Here is a 12,134-nt window from a genome sequence, read left to right as displayed (position 1 = left end):
AGGGTGGAAGTATGAAAAAAAAGATGCCAGTTTTTGTAGTATCAACAGTAGCGATGAGCATGATGTTAGGGGCATGTAGCTACCAAAAAGATGAACCGCAAGCGAACGCAAAAGGGGATAGCGGGAAAAGCGGTGCGAAGCAAGTTATTAATCTAATTGAAACGCAAGAAATTCCAACGATGGATCCAGCGTTATCAGCTGATGCGGTTTCTTCAAGAGTAATGACTAATACGATGGAAGGCTTATACAGTTTAGGAAAAGATGATAAGCTAGTTCCTGGTGTAGCGAAGGAATTCCAAAAGTCAGAAGACGGTAAAAAATATACATTTAAATTACGTGAAGATGCAAAATGGTCAAATGGTGAGCCTGTGACGGCGAAAGATTTCGTATACGCATGGCAAAGAGCAATTAACCCAGATACAGCTGCGAAATCAGCGTACATTATGTATGATATAAAAAATGCAGAGAAAATTAATAAAAAAGAGATGAGTCCGGATCAATTAGGTGTAAAAGCGATTGATGATCATACATTAGAAGTGGAATTAGACAATTCAATTCCATACCTTGTAGATTTAATGGTATATCCAATCTTCTATCCTGTGAATGAAAAGTTTGTAAAAGAACAAGGTACGAAGTTTGGTTTGGAAGCGAATACAACACTTTATAACGGACCATTTACATTAAGTGATTGGCAACATGAACGTAGCTTTAAAATGACAAAGAGCGCGTCATATTGGGACAATAAAGAAGTGAAGATTGAGGAAGTAAACTTTAATATTGTTAAAGATACGTCTACACCAATTAATTTATATGAAACAAACGCAGTCGATCGAGCGACGTTATTAGCGGAGTTCATCGATAAATATAAAGGAAAACCAGATTTCCAAACAGTAGAAGATACATCTGTATTCTTCCTTCGTTTAAATCAAAAAGATCCAGCGTTAGCAAATAAAAATATTCGTAAAGCAATTTCACTTGCTTTTGAACGTAAACCGTTCGTTGATACATTATTAAATAACGGTTCTAAGCCAGCGACAGGATTAATTCCTGATAATTTCATTAAAGGGCCGGATAAAAAAGACTTCCGTGCTGTAAATGGAGATATTGTAAAACCAAACGTGAAAGAAGCGAAGAAATATTGGGAAGCTGGTAAAAAAGAGCTTGGTAAAAATGAAATTGAATTAGAGCTATTAAATGAAGATGTTGAATTATCGAAGAAAACAGGTGAATATTTAAAAGGTGAGTTAGAAAAGAATTTACCAGGTTTAACAGTGAAAATTAAACAACAACCATTTGCGCAAAAACTAAAACTAGAAGACGCAGGCGATTTTGTCATGTCATTCTCTGGATGGAGTGCAGACTTCCCAGATCCAGTTACATACCTTGATATGTTTGTGACGGACGGATCGCAAAATAAAATGAAATACTCTAATCCGAAATATGATGAAATTATCATGAAAGCGAAGAAAGATGGAAGTGATGTAAATGCCCGTTGGAAAAACTTACTAGAAGCAGAGAAAATGTTACTTGATGACGCTGCGATTGTTCCAGTATATCAACGTGGTAGAGCATATATACAAAGAGAATCAATTAAAAATATGTACAACCATAAATATGGCGGTGATTTAAGCTTTAAATGGGCGTCAGTAGAGAAATAAGAAAAAAGCAGGTGATTGCCTGCTTTTTTTTTAATACGTACGTTTCTTATAAATACCTTTCCCGCCAACTTGGTTCCAGCCGGATTGTACATCCAAACTTTTATTAACAAACTTCATCTTTTCTTTACCGCCAAAGAGTTTTTCACCAATGCTATTTGTAATGACACCAATCAATGCTGTGATTCCGATGATGAGGGCAGCAACAGTGACAAAATCAATAAAAAAAGCAATCATTTGCAAATTCCCCCTTTGCCTGTCTGTATGTTTATTGTATGAGATAAAAGATAAAAAAGAAAGAAATGTCAGAAAAATTATTGATTTATTTTAGAAATCGTATAGACATGGATGAGGATGTTTGTTAAAATGAGAACAAATGTTCCTTTGGATTCTCACTTGTATAGTCTTACATTTCTTAATTGATTTATGAAGAAAAGGTAAGAAAACGTTCTCTTTTTCATAGAGAAGATTATGGGGAAATAACTGTATATCACATGAAAAATCTATGACAAGCCAGTATTAAGAGGGTTGAAGGTTATTGTTAAATTACAGCTGAAGTGAGTGTGATCATGTTACATAGCAGTGGAATACACGGAAGAGTTTTCTCAATTAGAAGGAAATTTACTGTATATTTCTTGCAAAATCTATTGTATAATGATTATAGAAGTTACTTATTAAAAGTAATTGTTGTTTGCTCAAAGTTGTTGCTTACATGAAATGAGATTTTTTGCACTTTGTTATAAGACAAGGTATCGTAAAAAATTGCTGAATTTAGAAATTTAAACTGTAATTAGTACAGAATTTGTACTCTTTAAGGAGAGTGAGCTTTGTATGGTAACATTATATAGTTCTCCAAGCTGTACGTCTTGTAGAAAGGCGAAATTATGGCTAGAGGAAAATCATATTCCTTATACAGAACGTAATATTTTCTCAGATCCATTAACGATTGAGGAAATTAAAGAGATTTTACGTATGACAGAAAGCGGAACGGATGAGATTATTTCTACTCGTTCGAAAGTTTTCCAAGAATTAAATGTAAACTTAGAGTCTTTACCACTTCAAGATTTATATAAGATGATTCGTGACTATCCAGGGATTTTACGTCGTCCAATTATGATTGACGAGAAGCGCCTTCAAGTAGGTTACAATGAAGACGAAATCCGCCGTTTCTTACCACGTACAGTAAGAACGTTTCAATTACGTGAAGCACAGCGTCTTGTAAATTAATTATAATAATATGAAAACCTTCTACCTATTATATAGTAGAAGGTTTTTTTTTAATGTTTCACATTTCGTAATCGAACTTGTTGCACGATAATACCGATGCATAGAACAGTGAAAATGAATAAGAAAGGCATGTTTGTGGTGAAATTTGGATTATTATGAAAGAACGTTGCAAGCCTGTCTTCATGTGTAACCATTTTTCCTGCTGTATAGGCGAGAATCGCTGCTCCGCAATAAATGAGGAATGGAAAGCGTTCCATAAGTATTAAAATAAGTTTGCTGCCCCAAATAATAATCGGGATAGAAATGAGTAAGCCGATTATTACGAGTAAAAATCTTCCGTGAGCTGCACCTGCAATGGCAATAACGTTGTCAAACCCCATAACGAGATCTGCGAATACAATTGTACGCACAGCTTGAAATAAAGTTGTTTTCCCCTGAATAGCAGAAAGATCGTTGCTATTATCAGTTAGTAAATTTACTGCAATTAATGTAAGTAAAACGCCCCCGATAAGTTGTAGAAATGGAATGTCGAGTAAATAGACAGCTAGTATAGTAAGGATAATTCTTAGAACGATTGCTAAAAGAGTACCAATCAAAATGGCTTTATTTCGTTTCGATTCAGGTAAATTTCGGCTAGCTAGTGCGATGACGATTGCGTTGTCACCACCTAATACAACATCGATACCGACAATCATTAGTACAGATGTTAAAAACTCTAAGTCCATTCGTCTGCCTCCATTTATAATGTTTTAATAAGCGAACTGTATGTATGTGGTGAAGAGAGAGACTAAATCACCTTCTCTAATAAAAGTTTCACTTTATTACAGTGTACGGGGGAGGGTGGAAATGTATGTCCAAATTTTTCATGAGTGAGAAATCGCTATAATGATATATTTGTGTAGATGGTCGAATAAAGATAGGCATATAACTATTTTTGTAAAATAAATCGATTTTATTTCCATTCTGGAGAATCTTATCATAAAATGAGAGTACAAGAATCTATTGATTTGTCATATGAGTGGGGAATCCCTTCATAACAATTCTAAGCAGGAAGGGAGAGTTGTATTTTGGATATTGAAAGAATTAATGACCATACGATGAAATTTTTTATTACGTACATTGATATAGAGGATAGAGGGTTTAATCGTGAAGAAATTTGGTATGACCGCGAACGAAGTGAAGAGCTCTTTTGGGAGATGATGGACGAAGCTCGTGATCATGATGATTTCTTTATTGATGGACCGTTATGGATTCAAGTGCAAGCAGTCGATAAAGGGATTGAAGTACTTGTAACGAAAGCAGAGCTTTCAAAGGATGGACAAAAGCTAGAACTACCAATAGGTGTAGATAAAATTATAGACATTCCTCTAGATGAAGGCATTGAATCATTATTCCAGCAAGAATTAGTGGAAGAGGTAGAGGAACAAGCAGGAACAAACTTTAACGAAGATGGTACGTTTGGATTTTTAATTAAATTTAATGATTTTGAAGATGTCATTTCATTAAGCCACCGTCTTATCTTTGAAGATATAAAAGATGAGCTGTATTCATTTGAGAACCGCTATTATGTATATGTGGAATTCGATGAAGTGCTACATGATGAAGAAGAAATTGATCGTATTTTAAGTATTGTTTTAGAATACGGAGAAGAATCAACTTTAACAATTCATCGTGTAAGTGAGTATGGGAAACAAATTGTGAAAGAGCATGCGCTTGAAACAATTCGCAATAATTTTCCTGCTAAAACGTAGGCCGATTTCTGTAGTATGAAATCGGCTTTTTATATGAAGAATAGGAAAGCTTTCTTAGTAAGGAGGTAAGAGATGAAAAATACGTTAAAGTTGATTTTCTTTGTTTTACTATTGTTCGCGTTATTTGTTTCGTTACGTATGTTTATTGATGTAGCATTTTATTCGGATGTAATTGGTATAAAAGATGTTTCGATTTTAGGTATTATTAGTATTTTATTTACGGTATCTGCATTTTTAATTGGCTGCGTTATTTTCTTAGAGAACCGTCATCCGTCTAAAACACTTACATGGCTCATTGTGTTAGGCATTTTTCCGGTATTTGGATTCTTCGCTTATTTATTATTTGGACAGAACTTTCGGAGGAAGAGAATGTTCCAAAAGAAGGCGTTGCTCGATGAACAAGCATTTTTACAATATAAAGGGCATGAAGATTACGAAGAACGGATTTTGCGCAATCATAAGCACCAAGAGCTGTTATTTCGTTTAGCGGACCGCTTAGGCGCTTTAAATATTTCATTTCAAACTGAAACGAGAACATTAACAAATGGAGATGAAACGTTTCAGGCTATTTTAGATGGATTAAAACGAGCGAAACACCACATTCATATGGAATATTACATTGTGCGTGATGATAAGCTTGGAACAGAAATTAAAGATATTTTAATACAGAAATCAAAAGAAGGTGTTGTCGTTCGTTTTTTATATGATGCGGTTGGAAGTTTTAGATTATCGAATTCATATATTGAAGAATTGAATGATGCAGGAGTAGAAATGATTCCGTTTTTCCCTGTGCGCTTTCCGATTTTAAACGATAAGATTAATTATCGAAACCACCGGAAAATCGTTATTATTGATGGAAATGAAGGATTTGTCGGTGGATTAAATATTGGTGATGAATATTTAGGGAAGGATAAATATTTCGGTTTTTGGCGAGACACGCATTTATATTTGCGTGGTGAAGCTGTTCAAAGCTTGCAACTTATTTTCCTTCAAGATTGGTTTTATATGACTGGTGAGGCTGTGCTGGCCCCTGAATATTTACAAGCGAAAGCAGTTGAGGGTGATCATTGGGGAGGCGTACAGCTCGTTGCAGGTGGACCAGATAATAAATGGGAAACAATTAAACATTTATACTTTGCCATGATTTCATCTGCACGGAAATCAATTTGGATTGCGACGCCGTATTTCATTCCAGATGATGATATTTTATCCGCATTAAAGGTAGCTGCACTTGCTGGTATTGATGTCCGTTTGTTAATGCCGAGTAAGCCTGATAAGCGCACCGTCTTTTACGCATCGAGATCGTACTTCCCAGAGCTTTTAGATGCAGGGGTAAAGATATATGAATACGAAAAAGGCTTTCTTCATAGTAAAGTTGTCATTGTCGATTCTGATTTAGCTTCAATTGGGACTGCTAATATGGATATGAGAAGTTTTCATTTGAACTTTGAAGTAAATGCCTTTTTATATGATACAGACAGCATTCGAAAACTTGTTCAAGATTATAAAGAGGATATAGAAGAATCAAGTGAAATTCATGTCGATCGTTTTCATAAAAGGCGTCTTCATAGACGAATTGTTGAATCGACGTATCGATTATTATCACCTTTATTATAAAAAGAGATGTCCGAAATTGGGACATCTCTTTTTTAAAAGGAATTTGTAATAAATTGTAGAATATAAGGAGCTGAAAGGGTGTGATTCCGATGTTTATCGCCACAAGAGAAAACGGAGAAAAAATCCATCTACTCTATCATCATGATGAAGAGCTTTTACATCGTATGCGTAAAAAGGAAAGCTTCTTTTGCATAGCTTGCGGGAAGGAAGTGCAAATGAAATTAGGGAAACAAAAAAGTTGGCATTTTGCTCATAAGAAAATGGACGCGTGTCTTGCCTTTTATGAAGCAGAATCTATGTATCATATGCACGGTAAAGAATTGTTATATAGGTGGTTCAAACGTCAAAACTTTCCTGTGTATATAGAGCACTATCTTCCAGAAATTCAGCAACGACCAGATATTTTCATAGAGAGAGCAGGGAGAACAATTGCGATTGAATACCAATGCGCCAATCTCTCTATAGAGCAGCTGTACAAACGAACCTATTCGTATTGGCGAGCTGGTATACAGGTCATTTGGATCATTGGTGGAAATCAATTGAAAAGGCAATCAGCATATTGGATGAAATTCTCCTCACTTATGGCTTTCTCCTTACAATCTTATCCTCAGCCATTTCTTATTTTCTTCTGTTCGAAACAAAAATCATTTATGAAATGCGCGTTTCTCACTTCATTTTCTACAAGCGTCTCTTTCTCACATATTATCTATTTACCAACTGAAACGACTACTTTTGAAATGCTCTTTTCTCCCGTCTCTTTCCGAAAAGAAACATTAGGTGAGGAATGGAAAAAGCGAAAGAGCTATTTTCGGCAAAATGCTCTGCCGATTTGGAATTACAATCATAAGTCACTATTACGCCTTTTATATCAATGTAAATGTACCCCAGCAAATTTTCCTTCTGAAATCGGTGTGCCACTCCCGTCCTCACTTGCTTTTCAAACAAATCCATTTATATGGCAAGCTTTTCTATATATAAAATGTATAGGTGAGCTTACGGTAGGGGAATGTATTTCCCTTCAATATGTATGTAGTTATGTGAAAACGTATACGAAAAGGCGCATGCTCCCGTACTTTTCACGGCATATATGGAAAGTAGCAGTTGCTGAATATATGACATTTTTATGTTATGCAGGTGTATTGCAGAAAGTAGGGACTTATAAGTACCGGAAAAAAAGAGAAGTAGTTATGTTAAAAACAGAGGAGGAAGTTATAAAATATGATGAAATTTGCTTAACGTATGCCTTATCTTTATTTGAGGCAAAGTACAACATGAGAGAAGGAAAAGGGGATATAATAAAGACTGATCGTGAAGGAATTACATAAGAAAAATCGAATTGTATGTAAGTAGAGATATTTAAAGGAGGGCTTAAAGGATGTCTGAACAAAACACAGCAAAAACATTACCAGATCGCAAAGAGATTGAAGAATCAAGTACGTGGCGACTAGAAGATATTTTCCAAACAGATGCAGAATGGGAAAAAGAATTCCAAGCCATTAAAGAGCTATTACCGAAGTTAACTGAATTTAAAGGGAAACTTGGTGACTCTGCGAACAATTTACTTGAAGCATTGCAATATGAAGACGAAATTTCAATGCGATTAGGTAAGCTATATACATATGCGCATATGCGTTACGATCAAGATACAACAAACTCTGTGTATCAAGCATTAAATGACCGCGCAACAAATTTATATTCACAAGTATCTAGTAGCACAGCATATATTGTGCCTGAGATTTTATCGATTTCAGAAGATACACTGCAAACATTCTTGACAGAAAATAGAGACTTAAGTGTATATGAACATGCATTAGAAGAAATTACGCGTCAACGCCCGCATGTATTATCTGAAGCGGAAGAGGCTCTATTAGCAGAAGCATCTGAAGTAATGAGTGCGTCAAGTAATACATTTGGTATGTTGAATAATGCGGATTTGAAATTCCCATCTATTAAAGGTGAGGATGGAGAAGAAGTGGAAATTACACATGGTCGTTACATTCAGTTTTTAGAAAGTGATGATCGTCGTGTGCGCGAAGATGCATTCAAAGCTGTATATGAAACGTACGGGAAATATAAGAACACATTTGCAAGCACGTTAAGCGGAGCTGTGAAACGTAATAATTTCAATGCGCGTGTTCGTAAATACGATTCTGCACGTCAAGCGGCATTAAGTAATAATAATATTCCTGAAGCGGTGTATGATCAACTTGTTGAATCTGTAAATGATAATTTACACTTGCTACATCGTTACATTGATATTCGTAAGCGTGCACTAGGACTTGATGAGCTTCATATGTATGATTTATATACACCACTTGTACCAGAAGTGAAAATGAACGTGAAGTATGAAGAAGCACAAGACATGTTATTAAAGTCTTTAAACGTACTTGGTGATGAGTATGTTGACATTTTAAAAGAAGCATATGAAAATCGCTGGGTAGATGTGTATGAGAATAAAGGAAAGCGAAGCGGAGCATATTCATCTGGTGCATATGGAACAAATCCGTATATTTTAATGAACTGGCATGATAATGTAAATAATTTATATACACTTGCTCATGAGTTCGGTCATTCCGTGCATAGTTACTATACAAGAAAGACGCAGCCGCACGTATACGGTGATTATTCAATCTTCGTTGCGGAAGTAGCATCAACTTGTAATGAAGCACTTCTAAACGATTATTTATTAAAAACGACAGAAGATAAGAAAGAGCGTCTATACTTATTAAATCATTATTTAGAAGGATTCCGTGGTACTGTATTCCGTCAAACGATGTTCGCAGAGTTTGAGCATATTATTCATAAGAAAGTACAAGAAGGACATGCGGTTACGCCAGACATGTTAACGAAGATCTACTATGATTTAAATAAGAAATATTTCGGTGATGCTTTAGTAATCGATGAAGAAATTGGTTTAGAGTGGTCGCGTATTCCGCACTTCTACTACAACTATTACGTATACCAATACGCAACAGGATTTAGTGCAGCAACGGCTTTATCTAAACAAATTTTAGAAGAGGGGCAACCAGCAGTAGAACGTTACATTAATGAGTTCTTAAAAGCAGGAAGCTCAGATTATCCAATTGAAGTGCTGAAAAAAGCTGGAGTAGATATGGCATCTCCAGAACCGGTAAAAGAAGCGCTACAAGTATTTGAAGAGAAATTAAATGAATTAGAAGCATTATTATTTGAAGAGAAGTAATTGTAAAGACGAGGAATTTACCTCGTCTTTTTTGTTTTTAATATTTTTTGTCGATATTTGTCGAAGGAATAAGGTGAATTTCTTTCTTTTTTCTAAATTAGAAGGCAGTTTTACAGGTGATTTTTGTAGTTAAAACCCTTTAAATCGTTTTTTATGGTTGAAATAAGAGAGAGCGATGACAATGACTCCAAATAAAAGAGGGAAGGCAATAATTTTAGGAAAAGCTTGTAGTAGAGAGAGGATGTACAAGAAAAAAGAAACGATGACAGCTAGTAAGATAAGTAAAATATACGTTTTTTTCATACGGAACACCTCCAAAATAGCTTTTTTATAGCTTATTCAGAAATGAAAACGTTTAGAATGTGACAAAAGTGTGAAATTCGACAAAAGGGGTTGTCATCTGACGTCGAATCTTGTAATATAATAAGCGTGAACGAATTCACATACAAACATATACCCCTTTGTTTGAACGTGAAAATTTCTCCCATCCCCTTTAATATTTTTATAAGCCGTAAAGAAAAAGACCTGGTGTTTTACACCAGGTCTTTTTCTTTTGCTATCCATTTCCAATAACGCTCACATTTTACGTCAATCATTTGTACTTTTCGTTTCAGTTGTAATTTTTTCAGTTCACGCTCGATCTCTTGCTGCGAGCAGTCATATATAAATGCTACTTCTTTTGAAGATATAAATTGCGTTGCTTCTAGTAACACTTCTAAAGGTGGTAATGGTTCTGGCTCGATTTCACATTTTACAAGTTCTTTCAATAATTGTACGTATACGTCGTAGGAATAAGTTCCAGCGATTTTAATACCTTCTTCATCTGAATTCGCATGAAAGAATACGAGAGAAGGTATTTCTGTAATGTGCATCTCATTTGTAAATTTTAAGTCACATTGGAAAGCTTTTTTTGCGCTAGCGGAATGTAGGTCTTTTTTAAATTCTTCTACATCAATATCGCTATCTCTTGCACATGCAAGTAATAATTCGCAGTCAGGGTTTGATACATTTTCAAGGAAAATGTATTCTTGGAGTTTTCGCAAAAACTTCGAACCTGCTTTTCGGCCCTGTAACTCCGCTGCCTTAATTGCCATCGAAACTAAATATGGTGTTGACGATGCTTCTTGCATATGTACCTTTCCATCACATGAAAAACCTTGTAAACTTGTTGTCTTTTCCCACACAAATCGAATATTAGCAGGTTTATTCCATTTGTGTGAGGAAGCGTTCGTTCCATCCACTTTTCCTGTTACGATATGACGAATAGAGAAGTATTTCCCGTATTCAAGCCATAGTTTAATAATAAAGGGCTCAATTTCCCAGCAATCTTTGCAAAGTGGATCAATAAATAAATATGCTTCTACAGACTTATGCTCACATGCGGAAGGAGATGGCATATTTATATGCATTGCTTCCTGCTTATCCATTACACTTCACCTGTTTCGTTTGGAGTATTAACCATATGCTGAGCAGTTAGCGCTAAACGTTCAAAAACGAACTCTCTTATATGACCGTGCACTCCTGTGTCATCCATTGCTTGCTCCATACATGATAGCCAAGCCTCTGCTCGTTTTGGAGTAATCTCAAACGGAAGATGGCGTGCTCTTAACATAGGATGACCATGTTCTTCAGTGTACAAATTAGGACCACCTAAATATTGCGTTAAAAATTGTTTCTGCTTCCTAGCGGTTTCTGTTAAATCATCCGGGAAGATGGGAGATAGGTCAGGGTGTTTACTGACATAGGAATAAAACGTGTCTACTAATATTGCAATGCATTGTTCACCGCCAATTGCTTCAAATGGTGTCATCGGTTGCTTGCTCATCCTTTATAAACTCCTTTTTCCATGAAATGTATATCTATTGTAGCAATGGAATGTTCTAGAGGGCAAATAAACAGCCTTCATAACGTTCTTTGCTTATTTTTCAAATGTAAAAGAATCTTTTCCTTTTAAAAAGTGAGATATATCCACTAGTAGAACGTATTCACTAGTGGAATTTTCACTTTAGCGTGCTTTGTTTTGTTTGGCAAGGAAAAAGCGTTTTACTTTATTATTTGTATGACGGATTGGTATGTCGTGCTGTTTTAATAAATGAATAAATGCAGCTTTTCCTGTTTCTTCATCTTGCACTTCAAATTCAATTTCATAATCATCGTGATTGTAATAGAAACTATGATCAAAGACAAGCGTTCCGCCTTCAAATAGTGTTTCGGCTCTTTCAGTTGTTAAACTACCCATATAAGTTAAAGTGGAAACAGGAATTTGTAATTTGTGTAGTTGATCCATTACAGCCCCTGGAATGATTCCGTTTGTTTCCATCATCATTCTTGCTTCGTCTTCTGTTACGACTTGATGCGTTTCTAACAAGCCGATTTCTGCAGGTTGTTTCAATGTTAATGTATAAGTTTCTCCTTTATGACGAATACGAAGTGCAGAGCCAGCTTCTTTTAACGAGAAGCCCGGTGTTTCAAAGTAGTGATTCACCTGTTTCGTAAATACCTCAATAGAGAATGATTTACATAATGTATCGAATTCTTCTTCTGTAACAATATTTTTAAATTCAATTTCAATTTCTTGTGTCATTGTATGCGCGCTCCTTTTAAAAAATAATTCTTTACACATTATCGCTTTTTCATAAATTTGGTTCAATGTTTTATTTGTTTGCGTCCATGTTATGATAC

12 protein-coding genes are annotated in these 12,134 nt (G+C 35.3%); 6 read left to right on the top strand and 6 right to left on the bottom strand.

Annotated features, from left to right (window positions below; all coding sequences use genetic code 11):
- Positions 1–11: 11 nt before the first annotated feature.
- Positions 12–1,658 (top strand): peptide ABC transporter substrate-binding protein, encoded by a 1,647-nt coding sequence (locus AC1DMU_RS10005; protein ID WP_088062468.1) that lies wholly within the window; start codon positions 12–14, stop codon positions 1,656–1,658.
- 30 nt (positions 1,659–1,688) lie between these two features.
- On the opposite strand, the gene AC1DMU_RS10000 is transcribed toward AC1DMU_RS10005, so the two are convergent.
- On the bottom strand, positions 1,689–1,892 hold the full coding sequence (locus AC1DMU_RS10000) for a hypothetical protein (protein WP_000559978.1): 204 nt from the start codon (positions 1,890–1,892) through the stop codon (positions 1,689–1,691).
- 594 nt (positions 1,893–2,486) lie between these two features.
- Here AC1DMU_RS10000 and spx point away from each other — a divergent pair.
- Positions 2,487–2,882 carry a transcriptional regulator Spx gene (gene spx, locus AC1DMU_RS09995; protein ID WP_000258267.1) on the top strand — a complete coding sequence of 132 codons (396 nt, stop codon included), beginning with the start codon at positions 2,487–2,489 and terminating at the stop codon, positions 2,880–2,882.
- Between the two features lie 50 nt (positions 2,883–2,932).
- Here spx and AC1DMU_RS09990 read toward each other — a convergent pair whose 3' ends face one another.
- Positions 2,933–3,607, bottom strand: coding sequence for a TerC family protein (locus tag AC1DMU_RS09990; RefSeq protein ID WP_060489329.1), 675 nt, complete (start codon positions 3,605–3,607; stop codon positions 2,933–2,935).
- A 342-nt stretch (positions 3,608–3,949) separates the two neighbouring features.
- Here AC1DMU_RS09990 and mecA point away from each other — a divergent pair, with 342 nt between their 5' ends.
- From mecA to pepF, 4 genes are all read left to right on the top strand, one after another.
- Positions 3,950–4,633, top strand: a complete 684-nt coding sequence (mecA, locus tag AC1DMU_RS09985) for an adaptor protein MecA (protein WP_000350711.1) — start codon at positions 3,950–3,952, stop codon at positions 4,631–4,633.
- Between the two features lie 72 nt (positions 4,634–4,705).
- Complete coding sequence (locus tag AC1DMU_RS09980) at positions 4,706–6,250, top strand: cardiolipin synthase (RefSeq protein ID WP_000799209.1); 1,545 nt, start codon at positions 4,706–4,708, stop codon at positions 6,248–6,250.
- Between the two features lie 80 nt (positions 6,251–6,330).
- Entirely contained in the window at positions 6,331–7,575 is a 1,245-nt protein-coding gene (locus AC1DMU_RS09975) for a competence protein CoiA (protein ID WP_088062469.1), read from the top strand.
- Between the two features lie 50 nt (positions 7,576–7,625).
- Positions 7,626–9,452 (top strand): oligoendopeptidase F, encoded by a 1,827-nt coding sequence (gene pepF, locus AC1DMU_RS09970; protein ID WP_087984733.1) that lies wholly within the window; start codon positions 7,626–7,628, stop codon positions 9,450–9,452.
- Positions 9,453–9,581: 129 nt separating this feature from the next.
- Here the strand turns inward: pepF and AC1DMU_RS09965 are convergent, their stop codons facing one another.
- The 4 genes from AC1DMU_RS09965 to AC1DMU_RS09950 all read right to left on the bottom strand — a co-directional run bounded on the left by AC1DMU_RS09965 (position 9,582) and on the right by AC1DMU_RS09950 (position 12,036).
- Positions 9,582–9,755: a hypothetical protein gene (locus AC1DMU_RS09965; protein WP_046957017.1), complete on the bottom strand. Its 174-nt coding sequence runs from the start codon at positions 9,753–9,755 to the stop codon at positions 9,582–9,584.
- Positions 9,756–9,985: 230 nt separating this feature from the next.
- Complete coding sequence (locus AC1DMU_RS09960) at positions 9,986–10,879, bottom strand: ClpXP adapter SpxH family protein (RefSeq protein WP_000360671.1); 894 nt, start codon at positions 10,877–10,879, stop codon at positions 9,986–9,988.
- The gene (locus AC1DMU_RS09955; RefSeq protein WP_000043382.1) at positions 10,879–11,277 is read right to left on the bottom strand and encodes a globin domain-containing protein; all 399 of its coding nucleotides are present in this window, start codon (positions 11,275–11,277) and stop codon (positions 10,879–10,881) included. The genes AC1DMU_RS09960 and AC1DMU_RS09955 overlap by 1 nt, the downstream gene beginning before the upstream one ends.
- A gap of 180 nt (positions 11,278–11,457) precedes the next feature.
- A complete protein-coding gene (locus AC1DMU_RS09950) occupies positions 11,458–12,036 on the bottom strand; it encodes a CYTH domain-containing protein (protein ID WP_048545155.1) in 579 nt (192 codons plus the stop codon).
- Between the last annotated feature and the right edge of the window lie 98 nt (positions 12,037–12,134).

It is taken from the genome of Bacillus sp. 01N45, assembly GCF_056399205.1.
Note: the sequence above shows the minus strand (reverse complement) of the source record. Positions and strands in the feature narration are given on the sequence as shown.